General features: G+C 61.7%; 14 protein-coding genes and 5 pseudogenes. 6 read left to right on the forward strand and 13 right to left on the reverse strand.

Annotated features, from left to right (window positions below; all coding sequences use genetic code 11):
• Positions 1–3 precede the first annotated feature (3 nt).
• The 6 genes and pseudogenes from DDE76_RS14565 to DDE76_RS14590 all read left to right on the forward strand — a co-directional run.
• Positions 4–702, forward strand: coding sequence for an acylneuraminate cytidylyltransferase family protein (locus tag DDE76_RS14565; RefSeq protein WP_104891993.1), 699 nt, complete (start codon positions 4–6; stop codon positions 700–702).
• Entirely contained in the window at positions 699–1,730 is a 1,032-nt protein-coding gene (gene neuB / locus DDE76_RS14570; protein ID WP_104891992.1) for an N-acetylneuraminate synthase, read from the forward strand. Before DDE76_RS14565 ends, neuB begins: the two co-directional genes overlap by 4 nt.
• A complete protein-coding gene (gene neuC / locus DDE76_RS14575; RefSeq protein ID WP_104891991.1) occupies positions 1,727–2,866 on the forward strand; it encodes a UDP-N-acetylglucosamine 2-epimerase in 1,140 nt (379 codons plus the stop codon). The genes neuB and neuC overlap by 4 nt, the downstream gene beginning before the upstream one ends.
• A gap of 55 nt (positions 2,867–2,921) precedes the next feature.
• Positions 2,922–3,479, forward strand: coding sequence for a NeuD/PglB/VioB family sugar acetyltransferase (locus DDE76_RS20150; protein WP_425430639.1), 558 nt, complete (start codon positions 2,922–2,924; stop codon positions 3,477–3,479).
• Positions 3,479–4,948: an aminotransferase class I/II-fold pyridoxal phosphate-dependent enzyme gene (locus tag DDE76_RS14585; RefSeq protein WP_104891989.1), complete on the forward strand. Its 1,470-nt coding sequence runs from the start codon at positions 3,479–3,481 to the stop codon at positions 4,946–4,948. The genes DDE76_RS20150 and DDE76_RS14585 overlap by 1 nt, the downstream gene beginning before the upstream one ends.
• Before the next feature lie 380 nt (positions 4,949–5,328).
• Positions 5,329–5,526 (forward strand): annotated as a pseudogene (locus DDE76_RS14590) (helix-turn-helix domain-containing protein); the annotation flags it as partial.
• Between the two features lie 36 nt (positions 5,527–5,562).
• On the opposite strand, the pseudogene DDE76_RS14595 reads toward DDE76_RS14590, so the two are convergent.
• The 13 genes and pseudogenes from DDE76_RS14595 to DDE76_RS14655 form a co-directional block, all read right to left on the reverse strand.
• A pseudogene (locus tag DDE76_RS14595) lies at positions 5,563–5,939 on the reverse strand (integrase core domain-containing protein); the annotation flags it as partial.
• 22 nt (positions 5,940–5,961) lie between these two features.
• Entirely contained in the window at positions 5,962–7,578 is a 1,617-nt protein-coding gene (gene tnpC / locus DDE76_RS14600) for an IS66 family transposase (protein WP_104891988.1), read from the reverse strand.
• A 72-nt stretch (positions 7,579–7,650) separates the two neighbouring features.
• Positions 7,651–7,974, reverse strand: a complete 324-nt coding sequence (gene tnpB / locus DDE76_RS14605) for an IS66 family insertion sequence element accessory protein TnpB (RefSeq protein WP_245891960.1) — start codon at positions 7,972–7,974, stop codon at positions 7,651–7,653.
• 17 nt (positions 7,975–7,991) lie between these two features.
• Positions 7,992–8,333 carry a transposase gene (locus tag DDE76_RS20155; protein ID WP_425430638.1) on the reverse strand — a complete coding sequence of 114 codons (342 nt, stop codon included), beginning with the start codon at positions 8,331–8,333 and terminating at the stop codon, positions 7,992–7,994.
• A 99-nt stretch (positions 8,334–8,432) separates the two neighbouring features.
• Positions 8,433–8,993 (reverse strand): annotated as a pseudogene (locus DDE76_RS14615) (IS3 family transposase); the annotation flags it as partial.
• 146 nt (positions 8,994–9,139) lie between these two features.
• Positions 9,140–10,218, reverse strand: a pseudogene (locus tag DDE76_RS14620) (IS5 family transposase).
• Positions 10,219–10,268: 50 nt separating this feature from the next.
• Positions 10,269–10,556, reverse strand: a pseudogene (locus DDE76_RS14625) (transposase); the annotation flags it as partial.
• 542 nt (positions 10,557–11,098) lie between these two features.
• Positions 11,099–13,327: a DUF927 domain-containing protein gene (locus DDE76_RS14630; protein WP_157955825.1), complete on the reverse strand. Its 2,229-nt coding sequence runs from the start codon at positions 13,325–13,327 to the stop codon at positions 11,099–11,101.
• A gap of 88 nt (positions 13,328–13,415) precedes the next feature.
• Positions 13,416–14,525, reverse strand: coding sequence for a plasmid recombination protein (locus DDE76_RS14635; protein ID WP_108463704.1), 1,110 nt, complete (start codon positions 14,523–14,525; stop codon positions 13,416–13,418).
• A gap of 408 nt (positions 14,526–14,933) precedes the next feature.
• Entirely contained in the window at positions 14,934–16,487 is a 1,554-nt protein-coding gene (locus DDE76_RS14640; protein ID WP_104891985.1) for a caspase family protein, read from the reverse strand.
• A complete protein-coding gene (locus DDE76_RS14645; RefSeq protein ID WP_104891984.1) occupies positions 16,460–18,016 on the reverse strand; it encodes a caspase family protein in 1,557 nt (518 codons plus the stop codon). Before DDE76_RS14645 ends, DDE76_RS14640 begins: the two co-directional genes overlap by 28 nt.
• 5 nt (positions 18,017–18,021) lie before the next feature.
• On the reverse strand, positions 18,022–19,008 hold the full coding sequence (locus DDE76_RS14650) for an OmpA family protein (RefSeq protein ID WP_157955826.1): 987 nt from the start codon (positions 19,006–19,008) through the stop codon (positions 18,022–18,024).
• Between the two features lie 18 nt (positions 19,009–19,026).
• Positions 19,027–20,094 carry a DUF4384 domain-containing protein gene (locus DDE76_RS14655; RefSeq protein ID WP_158672374.1) on the reverse strand — a complete coding sequence of 356 codons (1,068 nt, stop codon included), beginning with the start codon at positions 20,092–20,094 and terminating at the stop codon, positions 19,027–19,029.
• Between the last annotated feature and the right edge of the window lie 125 nt (positions 20,095–20,219).

Genomic DNA, 20,219 nt, shown 5'->3' on the forward strand with positions numbered 1-20,219 from the left:
GGCATGTCGACGCTGGCCATCATACCCGCGAGGGGCGGTTCCAAGAGATTGCCAGGCAAGAATATCAGGCCCTTTTCCGGTACCCCCTTGATCGCCTGGTCGATCCGGTTTGCGCAAGCTTATCCGCGGTTTGACCGCGTCGCAGTTTCCACGGACTCGACCGAAATTGCTGCGGTGAGTGCTGCCGCTGGGACCGAAGTCACGCGCCTGCGTCCGGTTCATCTTGCGACTGATACCGCGGCGACCATATCTGTCGTTCTCGATTTGCTAACGCACGAGGCTTCTGAAGGTCGTCGCTACGATATGGTTGCGCTGCTTCAGCCGACATCGCCCATGCGTCTGACCAGACGTTGGGACGAAGCCTTCGCGCTGCTCGAAGACCCAGGCTTGGATGCTGTGATTGGCGTTTCTCCGGTGCGCATTCACCCGTTTCACACCTTTACATTTGGCTCGGGTGCACTCGCACCGCTTCACGATCGTGAGACTCTGAAGCTGCGCAGTCAGGACCTGCCCACGGTCGTGGCGGTAGCTGGCAATCTTTACTTGGCGCGCACGTCCGCGCTGGAGAGCCACCAGACGTTCTTCCCGGAAAACACCGCAGGGGTCCTCTGCGACGAGCCGTTCGAGACGATCGACATCGATGATGAACTGGATTGGATTGTCGCCGAAACCATCGCCAACAGATATGGAATTGAACCGTGAGCACATTCATAATTGCCGAAGCCGGGGTCAATCATAATGGAGACGCTGCGCTCGCGCGGCGGCTGGTCGAAGTGGCGGCCGAGAGTGGCGCCGATGCGGTCAAGTTCCAGACTTTTTCGGCGGACAAGCTGACGGCCAAAGGGGCTGCCAAGGCGGAGTACCAGAAGCGCGCGACCGGCGACGGCGACCAGTATGACATGCTTAAGGCGCTTGAGATGTCCGAGGTCCTTCACAAGGAGTTGGCGGCACTGTCGAGCGAGTTGGGCATTGAGTTCATGTCGACCGCCTTTGACGAGGACTCGCTCGATCTTTTGGTCGCGTTGGGAATTAGACGCATCAAGGTGCCCTCTGGGGAGATCACGAACTACCCCTTCCTGCGGTACATGGTGCGCAAGAACTTGCCGCTCATCGTTTCGACGGGTATGGCCGACCTGGCCGAGGTCGAGGAAGCCATAGCGGTCATCGCCGCAGAACGACAGTCCTGCGGGTTGTCTGGCTCCCTCAAGGACATAGTCACCGTGCTGCACTGCACCTCGAATTATCCCGCCGCTGTTGAAGACGTCAATCTCAACGCCATGCTCACCATGGGCAAAGCCACCGGCATGCCGGTAGGCTATTCCGACCACACATTGGGCGTAGCCGTATCCACCGCAGCGGTTGCTATGGGTGCGCGCGTCATCGAAAAGCACTTCACGCTCGACAAAACCATGCCGGGACCTGATCACGCCGCCTCACTTGATCCTGACGATCTCAAGGCCATGGTCGACGCGATAAGGGCCGTAGAGGGAGCTCTGGGAGACGGCATCAAGGCGCCGACCGCGTCCGAGGTCCCCGTGCGAGCGCTGGTCCGGCGGAGCGTCACCACGGTTCGTCCGATCGCCGCCGGCTCGGTGATCAAGCCATCGGACCTGACCCTGATGCGGCCCGGCACTGGCATTGCGCCAAAGGATTTCGAGGCCGTCACCGGACGCAAGGCAGCCCGTGACATCGTGGCTGGCAAGACGCTTGACTGGGTCGACCTGCAATGAACCGGCAACGCAAGGTCGTCTATGTGTCAGGAACACGGGCAGATTTTGGCCTGATGCAATCGAGCCTGCAAGCCATTAATGCCAGCCCAGCTTTGGAGCTGGGCGTTGTGGCAACCGGCATGCATCTGGACGAGCGCTACGGCTGTACCGTCAGGGAAATCGAGGGTGCTGGCCTGCCTGTCGTGGCGCGAGTGCCGGTAAGTCATGTCCGGACGAAGGGAGCTGATACGGCGCGCAACATCGCCACCATGCTCAGTGGCTTTGTCGATGCCTTTGCAGGAATAGCTCCGGATCTGGTTCTGATTCTCGGCGACCGAGGAGAAATGCTAGCTGCGGCAATCGCTGGCGGCCATATGTCGATTCCGGTCGTCCACGTGCACGGGGGTGAGCGCTCCGGCACAATAGACGAACCGGTACGCCATGCGATCTCCAAACTCTCGCATGTCCATCTCGTTGCGACTGAGGAGAGCGCCGAACGGCTCGTCAAGATGGGGGAGGCACCAGAGACCGTGCACATCATCGGTGCGCCTGGTCTCGACGGGTTGACCGACTTGGCCTCATTCGAAAAGGAGGCGCTGTTCGCGGCACTCGGACTCAGGCAGGGCAAACAAACGGCGCTCCTGCTCTACCACCCTGTGTTGCAGGAGGCCGATGAGGCCGGCGAACAGGTGGAAGCCGCGATCCGATCCCTGCTTGCCGAGAACTTTGCGGTGCTCGCGCTCAAACCAAACTCGGATGCCGGAAGTGCAAAGGTTCTCGATGCCTTGGAGCGCCGTTCTGAACAAGGTGACATTCGACTTCTAACCCATCTCCGACGCGACCAGTTCGTATCCCTGCTCAAGCATGTGGACCTGCTGGTCGGCAATTCGAGCAGCGGTATCATCGAGGCTGCCTCCTTTGGAACCCCGGTAGTCAATATCGGCTCGCGCCAGCACCTGCGCCAGCGAAACCGCAATGTCATCGATGTCGCCGCCGAAGAAAGCGCAATTGCCCATGGCCTGGCATTGGCGCAGCGAATGGGGCGCCAGTATCCTGCTAATATTTACGGTGACGGCAATGCCGGCCGTCGACTCGTATCCATCTTGGTATCGCTCGACCTCTCGGGCCAACTTATGAACAAGGTCAATGCCTACTGACGTCCTCAAGTTGATCGGTGCGGGTGGCCACGCAGCCGTGGTAGCTGATGCCGCGATGTTGTCTGCGGGTTGCAGGCTGCTCGTGTACTCCCAGGATCACTCGCAGGCGGGTCATGACATGCTTGGCTATGTGGTCCAGTATCTCGACGACAGTATTGCGCTTGACCGGATTCACGTAGCCATCGGGAACAATGCGGTACGAAAGCGACTGCAGCGGCAATTCGCGGGGATAGGCGCAACCCCCACGACGGTCGTCCATCCACAGGCAATCGTGGCGACAATCTCGGCTGCCGGGGCGGGGAGCTTTGTAGCGGCTGGTGCCATCCTGGCGCCGCGGAGCCGTGTTGGGGAAGGAGTGATTGTCAACCACCGCGCCGTTGTGGATCACGATGTCCTGGTGGGTGAATTCAGCCATATTGCACCGGGAGCCGTTCTGGGTGGAGGCGTAAAAGTTGGAGTCGGTGTGCTGGTTGGGGCGGGCGCCACCGTATTGCCCGGACTCACGGTTGGAGATGGCGCCACAATTGGTGCTGGTGCGATGGTGCTGGCCGATGTACCGGCTGGCGCAACAGTCGTCGGTGTGCCAGCCCACAAAACGAGAAAGAATGCCTGATGGATATCCTGGAGTTGAGCATTTTGCGGCAAGCGACCCTGCGCGAAGCGCTCGCGCAGCTCGATCGTACTGCGCAGGGCATCATCCTGCTCAATGACGAGTCCGGCCGTTTCGAACGTACGATCACCGACGGGGACCTTCGACGACTGATGCTCCAGGGGGCCAGCCTTGACGACCGACTGGCCGAACTCGCCCCCGCAGAGTCTGTCACTTTGACTCCTGGGTTTACGCGCCGCCAGGCTCTCGAGAAAATGCAAAAGCACGGTATCAATCAGGTGCCAGTCATTGACGCCTCTGGGCGCGCCGTGGACCTAGTGCTGCGCGCCGAGATCGATGAACAGATTCTCCTATCCACACCCCATATGGGGAGCGCGGAACTCGATTTTGTCGGTGAGGCCTTTCGTACCAACTGGATTGCCCCGCTAGGTCCCAATGTAGACGCCTTCGAGAATGAGTTGGCCAGTGCGGTTGGCGCTGGTCATGCGGTTGCATTGAGCTCGGGTACAGCCGCCATCCACATTGCGTTGATCTTGCTCGGTGTTGGGCATGGCGACACGGTGTTTTGCTCATCGCTAACTTTTGCCGCAAGCGTTAACCCCATCGTCTATCAGGGGGCAGAGCCAGTTTTGATTGATGCCGAACCCGACAGCTGGAACATGTCGCCTGTCGCGCTTGAGCGGGCGCTTTCGGCTGCGGCTCGGGCCAATCGCCTGCCGAAAGCGGTGATCATAGTCTCTCTTTATGGCCAGAGTGCTAACATGGATCCGCTTTTGGAGCTGTGTGAGCATTATGGTGTGCCAGTTGTCGAGGACGCCGCTGAGTCACTTGGCGCCACTTATAAGGGCAAATGTTCAGGCACCTTTGGCAAGCTGGGCATCTATTCGTTCAACGGGAACAAGATTATCACGACGTCCGGCGGCGGCATGCTGGTAACCGAAGACAAGGCGTTTGCGGACCGTGCTCGGTTCCTGGCTACCCAGGCGCGCGACCCAGCGCCTCACTACGAGCATTCGGTCATCGGCTACAACTACCGAATGAGCAATATCCTTGCCGGCGTTGGCCGTGGTCAGCTCCGCGTGTTGGATGAACGCGTCGCCGCCCGCCGAGCCATATTTGATCTCTACAAGTCAGAGCTCAGCGATCTCGGCTGGCTTGAATGGATGCCGGAGCCAGAGTGGAGCTTTTCGACCCACTGGCTCTCCGTCTGCACCATAGCCAAGGATAGTGCTCATATCCGCAGCTCGGATGTCATTGCTGCCCTTGCCGCAGACCTGATCGAGGCGCGTCCGGTCTGGAAACCTATGCACCTGCAGCCGGTTTTCTCGGAATGCGACTACTATGAACATGGCAATGCGTCGGTTTCTGACGATCTGTTCACGCGGGGCATATGTCTGCCGTCTGGTTCGAATATGAGCGAGAGGCAAGTGCTGCGTGTCATCGAGCGTCTTCGCGCGTACTCTACAAGCTAGACCGCTTGGCGTATTCGTGAATCGACGCCAGCGTTTGCAATTTGGACTCACCGCTTACGGTTGTTGTTCGCCTGCCGAACAATCCCGTTCTTTTGGAAGCCGTCTCAACCCGGCTATTACATGCTGGGGGTACCATTTAGGCGGCTCGTCAGTCAGCCGGTCCCGACTGCGATCAATCAAGTATACCAGCGCCCACAGACCAATCGACAGACCGTCAGTGACCTTACGCTGCGTGCAGCCGCTGGTCTGCGTCAGCCGAACGGTCTCGGCTTCAAATTCGACTCACTAGAGCGGAACCCGAGCTGAATGAATCGGTTTGGGTTTCCAAATCATTTGGTTTCTGATTCATCGTGTTTGCCGGGGCGAGGAGGCCGGCGAACATGTCGAAAGCTCTCTCGCTCGATCTCAGGACGCGTGTTCTTGCTGCTGTAGCTGGCGGGCTCAGTCATCGGCAGGCTGCTGAACGTTTTGAGGTGAGCGCGGCAAGTGTGAGCCGCTGGAGGGCGCGTGAACGCGAACAGGGAGCGCCTCTGCCAAAGGCGCTGGGCGGCGATCGACGGTCGGGGCGTATCGATGCCTGTGGCCTGACCCCATAGGGTGGTCCGGTTTCAGTCTTAGTGCATGATCGGCTTTTCGGCTATTGCCTGGACAGATGGCGGTGCCGATCCGGGCGGTGGCGCAGGCCAGATAATAGCCTGCGGTGCTGGTGGTTTATATCCAAGCGACGAATGCGGCCGCTCAGTGTTGTAGTAGCGTCTCCATGCCTCGATGATGACCTTTGCCTCAGCGAGGCTGTAGAAGATTTCACCGTTGAGCAGCTCGTCGCGCAGCTTCGAGTTGAAGCTCTCGCAATAGCCGTTCTCCCAGGGGCTGCCCGGCTCGATGAATGCGGTCTTGGCGCCGACGGCGACGATCCACTCCCGCACGGCCTTGGCGATGAACTCCGGACGTTGTCGGAACGAACATGGGCCGGCACACCGCGTAGGATAAACGTAAGCGCGTAGCCGAGGCCGTTACTTTCTGAAGTTCCATGGCATGAGGTCGGCGATCTGGCTGTTTGGCCAGCCGCTGGCAATACGCTCGAGCGTTTGCGTGAGCCAGGCATTGGGGTCGACGCCGTTCATCTTGGCTGTGGTCAGGAGCGTTGCGATCGTGGCCCAGGCCCGCCCACCACCATCGGAGCCGGCGAACAGTGCATTCTTGCGCGTAATTGTCTGCGGCCTGATTGCGCGTTCGACGATGTTGGAGTCGATCTCGATACGACCATCGGCGAGGAAGCGCTCGAGGGCGGCGCGGCGGCTCAGGGTATAGCGGATGGCCTCGGCCAGTTTGGATTTGCCCGACAGGCGCGGCAGCTCCCGATCCAGCATGGAGAACAGTTCGACCACGATGGGACTGGATCGTTCTGCCCGGATGCTGGCACGCAGGTCGGCACCATGGCCGCGGATATCCTCCTCAATGGCCCAGAGTGGCTCCATTGCCTTGACCACAGCACCGGCAAAGGGCGAGCTATCGCTGGCATGCAGGTCGAAGAACTTGCGCCGCGCGTGGGACCAGCACCCTGCCAGGGTCATGGCGTCATTGGTGCCACGGTCCTTGCCCAGCCGGTTATAGGCGGCATAGCCGTCGACCTGCAGGATGCCGCGATAACCATCCAGATGCCGAGCGACGCAATCACCGGACCGAGAGTCCTCGAACAGATAGGCCACCATCGGCGGTCCGGATCCCCCAAAGGGTCGATCGTCTCGGGCATAGGCCCAAAGCCAGGCGGTTTTCACTTTGCCCGAACCCGGAGCCAGCGTCGGCAATCGGGTCTCGTCGGCAAAGACGCGTTCGCCCTGCTTGATAGTGTGCAGAACATACTGGGCCAGCGGCTCGAGCTCGAAGCCGACCCGGCCCATCCACTGGGCCATCAGCGAGCGATCCAGTTCCACGCCGTCGCGGGCGTAAATCTCTTCCTGCCGGTAGAGCGGCAAGCCATCAGCGTATTTGCTGACCGCCACCTGGGCCAGCAGCGCCTCGGTCGGAATGCCGCCAGCAATCAGGTGATCGGGCGCCGGGGCCTGCACGATGCGGTCTTCGCCGTCAGCCTGGCGATAGGCGTATTTGGGGCGACGGGTGACGATGACGCGGAACTTGGCGGGGGTCACATCGAGGCGCTCGGAGACGTCTTCACCAATGCGCACGGCCTCCAGGCCAACGCAGTCGGCCGGCACCTCTGGCTCGATCACCTGCTCGATCCGCTCCAGGTGCGGGGCAAAGCCCCTGCGGGGACGTGAAGCACGTGGCGCTGCAGCCTGCTTGTCGCGTGCGGCCAGGCCGGCCTCGATCGCGCCAATGCCGGTTTCGATCTCGTCGAACACGAAGGCCATCTGCTCATCATCAAGCGGGTCGTGCCGCAGCCGTTCCGAGCGCGTGCCATATTGGGCGCGCTGCAGCATGGCGATGATCGAGGTTAGTCGCGTGATGCGCTCGTCGGCCGTGGCGTTGATGAGCTTGAGCTCGGCGATTTCGGCTTCCAGCGCCAGGCGCTCCTGCTCGGCCGATGCCTTCTGGGCATGGGCCGCAGCGATCATCGCCTTGAGGGCGTCGACGTCATCGGGAAGCTGCTGCGGATCGGTCGGCATCATGCCCAAACAATGGCACAAAACACCCCGAATTGCCTCAGCTTTTGCGCCAGTGAGTCAGTCTGCCGCAGGCTTTTACCCAGCCGATTGCGGAGTGCTCTCAGGCACCGCGTGCACTCGTTTCCAGTCCATCCCTTCCACCAATGCCAGCAGTTGCGCAGTGCTCAACTGAACCCGGCTGTGGCCAATCCGCGGCCAGCAGAATGCCGCCTTCTCCAAGCGCTTGGCGTAGAGACAAAGGCCTGTCCCATCCCACCACACGATCTTGATCCGGTCCGCCCGTTTGGCGCGGAATACGTAAAGCGAGCCGTTGAAGGGGTCGGCCCCAGCGTCGCGCACCAGACCGACCAGGCCATCGGGTCCCTTCCTGAAGTCCACCGGCTGGCTGGCCAGGAACACCTTTACGCCCGAGGGGATCATGCCAAGCGGACGGCGCGGAGGACCCGGCGCAGGTGATCCTCGCCCACCATGGGGCCGACGCGGACCATGGCACCTGCGATGCCGATCTCGATGATCCCGCCCGAGGTGCCAGCTTCTTCGCCAGGCGCCTCACGCCGTTCAACCTGGCCCTTGGCAATGGCTTTGCGCCGCCAGCCGAACAACTGCGAGGGCGACATCCCGTATCGCCGCGCCACCGCCGAGACGTTCGCGTCCGGGGCCAGCGCCTCTTCCAAGATCCGCGCCTTGGTCTCGTCCGGCCAGTTGCGCCGCGCCACCGCCGGACTGTTCTCCATCCGGCCAGGCACGACCTCGAGCAACTGGAAACTTCTATCACTGGGCATATGCGCAGACATAGGAACTCACACCATCATCAAAACCATGGTGCCAATACCCCACCACATGCCATCAGGTCAGACGGGGACGCCTTGGCGCTTACGGATAAACAGGTCGGACAGAACGTCGATGACGTCGGTCGAGTTGAGCTTTCGACCGATCCGGATCACCAGGCACTCCCGGGTGAACTCGTCGATAATGTTGAGCATGCGGAACTTCCTTCCATTATGGGTCCGTCCCTCGACGAAGTCATAGGACCAGACATGGTTTGGATGCTCGGGCCGAAGCCGGATGCACGATCCGTCATTCAGCCAGAGCCGGCCTTTCTTCGGTTGCTTCTGGGGAACCTTCAGCCCCTCCCGCCGCCAGATGCGCTCGACACGCTTGGCGTTCACTGTCCATCCTTCGGACCGCAGCATCGCCGTGACCCGGCGATAGCCGTATCGGCCATAGCGGGATGCGAGCCGGATGATGTCGGCGGTCAACGCCTCTTCATCCGGCCTACCTCTGGGCTTCTTGCGCTGGGTCGAACGGTGCTGGCCGAGAACTTTGCAGGCAAAGCGCTCCGAGACGGAGAACTTCGCCATGATATGATCGACGCAGCGCCGACGGCGGGAGGGGCTCAGTAGTTTCCCGAAGCTGGAGACCCGCAAAAACTGTGTCTTTAGGATTGATGCTGCCGTGATGGCCGGCTGATTTCAGCGCTTTGGCATATTTGGGCGTTATTTGACCCTGTTTTTGACCGCCTGTGGTGCCCAACAAGGGGCATTTTCCCCGTTCCCGGGCAGACTCATGCCGTGACCGCGCGCTTTTCGTGGAAGACCAAGCGATCGAAGTTGTAGGCCAGATTGGCCAGCGTCAGTTTCGCTTCGGCCCGCGCGACGCCGATGGTGCGGATGAACAGGCCGAACCGGTTTTCTGGTGAGCAAACACGTGCTCGATCCGGGCGCGGATCGAGGATTTGATCGCATTGGCCCGCGCGGTCGCGATCGGCATTGATTTCCCCTTGGGCTTGCGCCGATGGATGCGGCTGGTCAGCATGCGATCGGCCAGCCAGGCCTCGTTGCTTTGCGAGCGGTAGGCACTATCGGCCCAGACCTCGCTGCTGGTGTTTTCCCGGTCAATGACCTGGCGCAGCATCCGGCCATCGGGATGGTTGGCCGAGGTCACCGCTGCGGCCCGGATGAAGCCATAGCGCCGGTCGATGCTGATATGGCTTTTGTAGCCGAACACCGGGATGGCGATCATGGGCAGTGGCGTGCCGTCGGGTCGGTAGCGCACCTTGCCGCCGATCTTGAGGGTCCAGCGCGCGTCGGTATCCTTCTGTGCGGCTTTGGCCGGTTCGTTTGGCCAGATCTGCTTGGCTGACTTGCCAGCCTTGATGGCGTCCCGCTCGCCGTCGGTATTGCGCTGCTTGGGCGCCGGCACCAGCGATGCATCCACGATCTGGCCCGACATCGGGATGTAGCCCTTCTTGTGCAGTTGCCAGTCGAAGGCCTTCATCACCCGCTTGAGCGTGCCGGTCTCGGTCATGCGGTTGCGGAAATGGCGGATGGTGTTCTCATCGGGCGTGCGATCGCCGAGCGAGAAACCCAGGAAGCGCATCCAACTCAGGCGATCGCGGATCATGAACTCGGTGCGGGCATCGGACAGGTTGTGCTGGGCCTGCAGGATCAGGATCTTGAACATGGCCACCGGATCGAACGGCGGCCGGCCACCCTTGCTGCCGTCGCCATATCCCAGCCCCTCGACCAGCCAGGATCGGAAATACTCGAAATCCACCGTCTGCTCCAAAACCTCGAGCGGATCGCCATGCTGGCTGAGGGCTTCAAGATGATCGTTCAGGCTGAAAAGGGAATGCGGGTCCATGATGACGCTCCATGATCGGGCGACATCAATGAATCATGACCGCATCAAAACCGCGAGGGTTTTTGCGGGTCTCCAGCTGCCTCTTTGAGGATCAGCTTCTCGAGCGTCAGATCCGAAACCGCCTTGCGAAGACGGTCGTTCTCTTTCTCAAGTTCCTTGAGACGCTTCACCTGATCACCCTTCAGGCCGCCGAACTCCTTGCGCCACCGGTAATACGTGAACTGTGTCACGCCGATCGAACGAACCGCTTCGCCTACCGATCTTCCTTGCGACAACAAAACATCGACCTGGCGTAGCTTGGCGACGATCTCTTCGGGCTTGTGCTTCTTCTGGGGCATTCCAACGTCCTCTCTAAGGCTCAATAGCCTACTTCAGGGAGGACCACTTTTCAGGGGGCAGACCAGCCTCAGCTCACTGCTTACCTGGACGACCAGCCTGCCACTGAAGCTGCATCGAATGAGGCGGCCGGCAAGTCGAGTGGCGCGCCAGTGCGCTTTGGCCTGCCCAGGATGACCCCCGCCGAAACCGGAACGTGGTCGGGATCATCCGGCAAGTCCGACAAGCCGGAATAGTCTTTTAGGCAGGCATTTTGGTGAGGCGGGCGTCCAGCCCACCTTTTTTGCGCGGCTTTGGGTCGGGCAGGGGCGCCGGTTGCTCCGGCAAATGATCGACAACGCCCAAGCCATCGCGCAACGGCTCCTGTGCCAGGGGATGCGCGATAACGCCAATGTTCCGTGATCCGTCGTGGGCTCTCGGAACACCGGTAACAGAGGCAACCAAGGTAACAGTGGTGTCGCCAAGGTGCTTGTCGTCTACGAAAGGCGAGCGCTGTTCAGCACCGACACACACTCACTAAGGCTCCGGTTTGCCATCGAAGGCCCTAAACGGCGGGAAGAACGAACAACGCAATATCGAGCACATAGTACCGGCTAGGACTTCCGTGGACCGGATGCCGATGGACAGACTGAAACCGACCCTGTTGCCGCTCAAGCGCACCCTGCTGCGTCAATATGCGGGCGAGTGATAGGGAGCTGGTTTCTCCGCATAGGTCCGCCCATGCCGCCGCGGTCAGATAGACCTTGCTGCCGCGCCTGTACCCCTGGGCATCGTTGGTCGCTGTCTCCCAATCCGGCAGGGTCGGCAACAGTGCATTAAGCCTGCTTTTGAAGCCAGCAAGTGGGTCAGGCTGTGGTACATCCTGGGTGCGGGACCAGCTCTCCGCACAAAGGGCGATCGCCTCCTGCACCTTGTTTGCCGCCATGGGCAGCACACCGTGGCGGATGGCCAGTTCACCTGTCGCAGCAAGGAGCCCGAAATTCCCGTAGCCGCGCCGAACGACACCTGAGGTACCTGCAGGAAGGAAGCGGGACAGGAATGCCGCGCGCTGTCCTCTCAAAAAGCTTGCCGAGCCTTCAGGACCGCGCGCAATGGCCGACAGAAAAGCCAATGCTGGCCCGCCATGAAAGTCGCCACAAGCGCTGGTGACGGCCTCCGAGAGAGCGGCCCCATTCTCATAGCCATTTAGTGTGTCGTAAATCCCCAGACCCTGCCCGGCATCGGCGTCGACATCCATGATGCGGACCGCTTCCCCTTCCTGACGCTGTGGCGCGGACGACCATTCGGCGACCTTCTGGGCGAGCGTGATTTCTCCGCTGCTGAGAAAGACGGTCTGCCAGCTCAGGGGCTGGACAAACTTTCCCCGGCTATCACCGCGGGATCGACCGCGGCCATTGCCGAGGCGATATGCTGCTTCCGCTGCCTGGCGCGGATCGAGCTGCGCCAGTTCATCAAGGACGAGGAGCCTGTGATTGTGTGCGGCCGCGAGCCCCTCCAGTCCGGCTGCCGTAGCGTCCCAGGCTTTGACCTCAGCGGCGGGATCTCCCCAGATCGAAGCGGCAAAGCGCAGCAGGGTGGATTTCCCGCTCGAGCTTTGCCCCACCAGATGAATGCCGAAGCTGCCCATTTCGGGGATGAGCCCGATTGCTGCCGCGGCAAGGCTCGCGCAGGCCGCGAGGACCAGTCGGCTGTTCCCTTCCATAAGCGGCTTCAGGTGTGCCTGCCATTGAGTTGCATCGGGGGGAGGGGGCTGCAGGGCAGGGCCCTGGGCAAGGGCACGATGGATCAGGTCCGAGCGGCCGAAGGTGCGGTCCTGCGCCACATAGGACCCTTCTTGCCACCCCGTTCGCTCGATGATGTTGAGTTTCCGCGAGACGTTTGAACCGCGCAGGTGTGCGAGCAGCAGGTCCTCGGTTTCGGGATGGAAGTCGAGCTCGTAGCCGGCCGAAATGAGATCAGCAATGACCTGTCTGGGCTTGAGCCGCATGGCAGCCGCAGGAACCAGAAGGTGCCGCCAGTCCCGGTCGAACGTGCGGAACAGGAGGCGGTGGAACCACTGACCGGCGTCGTCCCGGCAGAGCGCCGCAGCAAAGATCGGCCCACCGACCCTTTGAGCGGACGCCTCAAAAGCGGGGTCCCCGCACCAGAGCCCGGACTGGCGGACAGTGAACCGGGGCGAAAGGGCGACTTCGGGCACCACCAGTTCGGGATCGCTCAGGCAGACTTCGACCTGATTGCGGCTCATTTCGAACCAGTCCAGGCCGCGCGGCGGAACCGCCTGCTGGTACCCTTCCACGAAGGGCTCAGCCAGCAAATGACGATCGTTGGCCGGTATGATCAGAACGGCGGATGAGCCGATAGAGGCGTCCTTTTCCTGACGGCACACCTCAAAGGCACTGTCACGGTCCGGACACCAGGCCAGTGTCCTTCCGGTCATTCGGTGAAAGCGACAGGCTTCTTCAAGGTTGAGGTAGGTGAGATATTGGGGATCACCGTCTCCGAAGACTGCTCTCACGGTCAAAGGCGGGCGTGGCGGCAACAGCATAACCGCGCCATTGGGCTCGGCACAGGCAATCGCCGAGATCATACCCGACCGGTCACGGAGCGGAATGAGGAGGGCGCTGCCCATTTGCCGGCAGTCTTTTGGAGAAATCGGAAAACGGCGCAATGCCGGGTGACCCGGATCAACCGGTTCAGCCGACTGCCAGAGACGCTCCATCGGCGTCTCGTTCTCGGGCTCGGTCTCGAAAATGGCCTCAATCATACCGCTCATATCCGCGCGCCCCCATGCGTTTCCGCTCCTGCGGCGGCATGGTGCCGGCGAGCGCCATCGCGACGCCAAGCATGGCGACTGTGCAGCATCACCATGATGGATCCTCATCCGGTGTGGGCTCGTCCGGAAAATCCGGTTCCGGGTCGTCCTCGCCTGGATCGGCCGGATCCACATCCCATTGGGGACCCGCCTCGGGATCGATGTCGTCGTCGGGATCGACAGCGGCCTCGCAATCGTTCGGTCCAACATCGTTGTTTAGGTCCTCCCAGGAATCTGCCGCCCAGGATTCCTGCTGGAAAGCGCCAGTGCCGGTCGCCGCGCGCCCGTCAATGTCTTCGATCAGAGCCATCAATGCGTCGAGGTCCGGCGGGCGTCCGGCCTGAAGCTGGGAGCCGAGCTCGGCGCAGGCCTCGTGCAATTTGCGCAGTTTCATGAAATCAGGGCGCAATGGGGTGTCCGGATCGGGCGCTGGCACCTGGGCGATCAGGCCCCGCGTGAGCTCCGACAGGGCCGTCGTCACCATGACCGCCCCCTGGCGCGCAAGAAGGGCATCACGACGCAGACGCCGCCGGCGCGGTCCCACGCGCTCATGGCCGAACCTTGCGGAAACCGCGGTGGCGTAGTCATCCTGAAACCCGCGCATTCCGGTGCGATAGGCGCGCTCAGCCTGCTTATGGTCGCTGCCGATCCTCCGGGCGGCCTCGCGCGCAGCATAGCCCGGATGCAGTCGGTGATCGATCCTGCCATTGTCATCCAGACCGGGCACGACAACGGCATGCAAATGCGGGTGCGTCTCATCCAGATGCTCGACGACCGAAGCCAGATGGTTCCCGAACATGGCTTTGAGCCAGTCCAGCGTCGCGGTTCTCCATGCCAAGTAATCTTTCAAGGCTTCGCCCGAAACCGATTTCGTCGGCACCGGATAGGAGGCGACCAGGGCGTACATCACCACGGCATCGCGGCGTATGCGCCGTCCCTTCGCGTCCACGGCCTCTGCTGCCACCGCCCGGACCTTGGGTTCCACCTGGAGGGGGTCGACGCCATGGAGGAGGTGCGGTGGCTGCGGTTTGGCGATATGGCCTTTGGCGCCGGGCGCACGCGCCGCCTCGGCCAGAACACCTTCAACCGTGTGCCAGCTCGGGTGACGGGAAGAGGCGGAAAGTCCGATCCCGTCGATATGAATGAATTGGCTGGGCATGTGCCGCTCGTCTCGTCGTACCGACTAGAGAGTGAGCGATCCTGCGCATGGCGACTATTGCCCGCAGCGTATCTGATCGTGACCCGAGATGAACCGAACGGAACCGATCGTTACCCGGCGTAACTGCCCGTAACCGACCGTCACCAGCCGAAACTGAATGTCGTCGGTCAACTGTCCTCAAAATCTCCTCCCAGGATAAATCCAGGTGAGGGCGCGGTCGGTCGTAGTTGGATTTCGCTATGGACATCCTCGCAGGCACAAGCGGCATGAACGGCTTGAGTTTCAGGCATGGGGCATCGCCCAGGCGTCCTGAGACCACAAGTCGGATTGTGAAAGACTGACCTTTCGATCTCGAGTAGCCGAGCTCAATCAGGAAGCAGCTGGTCTTGAGAAGGCCGCCTTGGCGAACTACTCCACCAAATAGGGGATGCTGACATAAGCCCATATCCGAGCCCTGTTGGGTATGGCGGGATCCGGGCTCAGAACGGGTGACTGCAGTTCCGCGGCCACGGCCAACAGTGCCCTGTCCAACCTGTCCGGTGTAGCGAAATCCTCACCCTCCAGCAGGGGGGCGATGTCGACATCGTCTTCGACGACCAGGACCAGCAGCGTACCCGGACCCGGATCGGTCGCAATGAATTCGAACGGATAGTTGCGATCCGGAATGGTGAGTGGTGCGCCCGCGTTTATCGAGAGGCGCTGACCCGCTGCCTCAGAATAGGCATTGGGATAGATGCGGCGAAACACGCCATCCGCGCCGGTATCGAAAACCACAAGCTGTCCGCTACGCTCCGAGGCAATGCGGAACTGAACTGCGGCGCCCAGTGGAATGCTGGTGGACGGCAGAATGTCGGCCGAGACGGCGAAATCGTTTTGATGTTCGAAAAGGCCCTGGGCCAGATCGACCAATGCGGGCGCTGTCGTGATCGGGGGCACTTCGACCATGGTTGAAGCCTCGCTCACAGGCGTCGCTGCCAATTCAAGAGGCGCCAGCACACGGGCGCGATAGCTGTCGGGCGCCAGCAGTTCGGGCGTAAATCCGCCGGCGCAATTGTCACCAAGGCTGGTGCAAAAGGCCTCTGCCTTTTCTCGTACATGGGCCAGCAACGCACTGGCGGTAATGCGTCCCGCTCCGGAACGATCCGCTTCCAGGTCGCGCAAGCCTCTGACAAAGGCGTCTGTGAAAATGCCCCGCTGCTTGCCGTCTTCGGCGACGCTTTCCCAGGCAAGCTGGGCCAGAGTTGCGGCCTGCCAGACTGCAACCCCCTCTCGGACTGAACCGTCTCGTCGCACGGGATCGATCAGGCGAATGCTCGTCTTGGCCCGCGCCATGAGGTCGGGGTCGTAGTCATCGGGGGCGACATTGATGGGTGTATTGGGCGTAATGGTACGGAAGAGCGCATTCCCGTCAGCGGCATCGCTGGCGGCCACCCCGCTTCGGGTCACGGAACCCGCATAGCAGGAGTCGGCGATGATGGTGACGTCCCGCCCCGCGAGACGGTCGATCAGATCGCCGATTTGCGCGCCCAGGATGTGCCCCCCTGGCACCTCCGCCGTTGGTTCGACTTCATGACTGGCGTCGAATGGCACCAGTGTCGAGGTCAGGCGTGTCCCGCCATTCTCCGTAGGTATGGCGACTTGCGAGCCGTGCCCCGAAAAATAGAACAAGACACGGTCGCCTGCGGTCGTGCCGTCGATGAGCCAGGATTCGAACGCCGCCAGTATGCCGGCCCGCGTGGCCTCGTTATCGCTCAGCACCATCACGTCCGCAGCGTCGTAGTCGAAGACGTCGATGACCAGTGAACGCATGGCCACGACATCGTTTTCGGGGCCGATCAGGTCGCCGATCTCATTGAGATAGTCAGCAACGCCGACGATCAGGGCCCGGTCGCGGGCCGAGGCGGGACCTGCAGCGCAGAGCGCGAGCATGGCGACTAGGGCGAAGGCTGCATGGAATCGCATTGACCGTTGCTCCTCAATGATTTGCAGGTGAAGACCGAGTTGATCCCGATCCTGATCTCGGTGCCGGCACGACTTATCGCTTCATAGAGCGCGAGGGGATCGGGATGGCCATGAAGCTCCGTCAGCTGGGCATGAAGGGCTTCAAGGGGCTTGTGGCTTGTGATGGTAATGAGGTTGTCCGCTCCGAACGGCGCCGTCACCGGAGCACTCAGAGTAAAGGGACGGTGGGACGTCCACCTGACTGGATCTCCCAATGCAGTGAGCGGCCAGACGAACTGAACAATGCCTCTGGCATTGAGATTGATCACGGTAACGTACCGGCGTTCCTCGAGATCCACCTCAAACTGGATATGCTGACCCTCAAGCAGGAATTGCTCGGAAGGGGTGACCCGCGCGGCGACCGGAACGGGCTGCCGCATCATCGCCTGACGCAGCCATGCCAGCACTCGAGCCGCGTTGATAGCATTTTGCAGTTGGCCGGCCTGCATGTCCGAGGCAAGGACGTCGCCGCTTTGTCCCAAGAGTTGACCAGCCGCCGCGTCCCAGATCAGGTCCGCCGGCGCGCCAGGCTCGGCCATGGCAACACCGTCAGGCCACTCCACCGGGTCTCCGATAACCGCCACGCTCAGCTCCGCGGAAGCCTGGGCGGGAATATGGGTGGTGTCGACCGACAGGATGACGCGCTGCGGCTCCGGGATCGTGCTCTGAGGCACCTGCCGGTTCTGCGACAAAAGACGTACCAAAGGCGCCACGTACTGGCGCAGGGAGGCCGCGGTAACGACGCCGGATTCATCGCGGGCTGCGCCCTCCAGCCCACGGGCGACAGCATAGGTCAGCGCGCCGCGATACTGTCCATCCACCAACACCTCATGAACAGCCATCTGCTCCACCGTTGCCGAGAACACCGTTAGCCCCGCGATCGGCGGTCGCGCAGCTGGCGCGCTCGGAGGTGGTGCAGAAATGACCGTCTCTGTCTCAAAGCGCTGGAACTTGAAGGGGAGCTTGGGCGCTCGCGGGTCGGTGCCGCGCACGGCGGCGCCGGCATGGCAGGCATCGGCCACAAAGACCACTTCCACGCCCTTCCGGTCAGCGCTTTCGAACAGGTCATAAAGATGCTCGTCCCGCAGGATTTCCTCACTGGCCAACTGCTCATGATAACCGTGGAGCAGGAAGCCCTTTTCAAAGCCGTCCGGCGTTGTCATTGCGCCTTCCCTCTGTGGGACGCGAATGCCGTGCCCTGAAAACGACAACAGAACGGTATCACCTGCCGTGGCGCTGGCCAGGATGGTTTCCCAGGCCCGTTCAAACGCGGCGCGCGTCGCCTCGCCATTGGTGAGGATCGTCACTTCGGTCTCCGGAACGGCGCCGAGCACCGCGACAAGGTCACGGGCATCGTTGACCGAGCCGCGCAGGGCCTGCTTGTGGGCATAATCGTCAATTCCCACCACCAGCGCCTTGATCTCCGCAGATCCGGGTTGGGCAAGGGCGAAGCTCATCACCAGTGCAAGGATGAAGGAGCGCCAGATCATGTCCTTTACTGGCTCTCCAGCAGGACCACCCGCCGATCCATCTGGTGCAACTCGTCCTCGCTATAGGCGGTGGGGTCGTCGGGTTCGAACGGTTCGGCTTCCCCTCGCGGCAGGAGTTCCAGTTCACCCTCATATCCCCCCTCGCGCAGCACCTTTGCGACGGCCTCCAGTCTGCGTTCCGACAAGGCCAGATTATAGGCATCCGAGCCAATGGGATCGGTATGCCCGCTTAGTGAGAGACGATTGTAGTTGTCCGCGAGGACGCATTCGAGCAAGACCCGTGCGGCCTGCTCACCGGTGTCGGTAAACTGGGCGCTGCCGAATTCGAAATTGATGGGCAACGGTCGGAAGGTGGGGGTGAAGCCCCGGACGGAACTGAGAAATATGCCCCCGCATGTGCCGGCGCGGGTCCGAACGACTTCCAGCTGCGGCGCCAGCATCAGAGCCTCTGTCATGCGGTTGTGGATTGAACGGGTCTCCTCAGGCCCTGGATAGGGTGGCTGGCCATAGGCCTGGCAAACCGGCGCCTCACCGATGACGTTGATCGCATCCTGATACGACCGGGCCGCACGCTGGAATTCGTGGGGCTCCTTGCTTTCAAGCGCGATGGCCATGGACAGATCGGCAATCCCGACCAGAACCTGCCAGGGCGCCCCGAACTGTTGGGCTGTCTCAAGCTCCAGTCTCAGTTCACGCGCCCCGGATCCCTCGTCGGCGCTTGCATAGGCCTGCTCGAGAAAGCGCAGGCTCACGATCTGCCCCGCGCAGAACAATGCCTGGTCGCCACAGCTCTGATCGGGCCCGTTGAGCGCGGCATAGGTCTGGGCCGCAACCTGCGCGCCCGCATCCGAGATCGCAAGACGCCGGACTTCGGCGTCGCACTCCTGGCTGGAAGCGGCCAGGGCAGGGCTGACCGGAATGGACATGCCGGTGAGGGCAAGAGCAAGAAGCACCGGCGCGGCGAGAGCGAGTATGGGATTGACGTTAGACACCAAAACCTCCGGGCGCGGTCACTGATGAATGGTCAATACTTTGAAGGTCCAGCCATAGCCTTCAGGAATGGCCGCTTCCTGGGGCGCGGTGGCTGCGATCAGAGCCCGGCCAAGCGGCTCTGTCGGGGACAGGGCGGCAAAGCCACCGGTGAGGTCAATGCCGGCCTCCCATGGTGGCGTATCGTCGGAGCCGCACAGGGCGTAGACGATGTCCTTGCCGGCGGGACCGGCCGCAATGACCTGGACCGGCGCACCGTCACCCGAAACCATGGCCGTTTCCTGCGCATCGAGCTGATTGTCGGTCTGGTCCGATGTCGGGAATAACACATTGACGCTGTCATCCTCGGATACAGCTACGACCCAGAGGTGACAGGCGTCCAGTGCCGTGACGGCCATGGAGACCACATCGCCCACGGTATACGCGCTCGCATCGGTGACCAGCATCGGCCCCCTGGGATGGACAGTTGCCGCAGTGTCCGGTTCGATGTCGGCAAGCCCTTCAGCGCTGTCGGCCTGCGCCACGGTATGGATCACCTTGTCATAGGAGGCCACCTCGACCGCTTCGGGAATGGCGACCAGTGCCAGATCGCGCGCTATTGCTTCAGCGCCGCCCTCGATCGTCCGATAGGCTCCAGCGCCACTCAGGCTCTGGGGTGATATGAATTCCAGTGGTTCGGTCGAGGCGATGACCCGCACCAGCTCGGTCCCGGTGGGCCCCTGAGCGGTGATCTGGGCGGGCGCATCCGCGCCGGGAATGGCAAAGACCTTGCCGGGCTCGATAGCCATGGCCGGTTGAAAGGCGTTGGGAAAGAGCTGAACGGCGTTTCCCAACGGTCCGACCGCGATCACCGTCAGATAGGCGGGCTTGTTGGTCATGACAGAGAGATTGATGGTTTCGCCCTGGGCATAGATGTTGTCTTCATGGTCGACCCAGGCCGTCACTGTCAGGCTTCCTACCTGGGGCACAGGTGCCCCCGCCAATGCCTGCTGGGCCAAAGTGAGGTCGCGAGCAACCTCCTGGGCCTGTGCCGGGAGGCTCGCAGCAATCAATGCGGCCAGGAGGGTTACGAAGGTAAGGCGCTTCATTCTGTGTCCCCATTCTACAAGCCCGACACCCGGGCGATGCAGAAACATAGCGGCCAATCGCGCTACACTTCCAATACTTGTTCCGCGTAGCTCTCCCATCGATTTGGAGCCCCCCGGAACACTTG

This window comes from Devosia indica (assembly GCF_003056405.1).
Classification (GTDB): domain Bacteria; phylum Pseudomonadota; class Alphaproteobacteria; order Rhizobiales; family Devosiaceae; genus Devosia; species Devosia indica.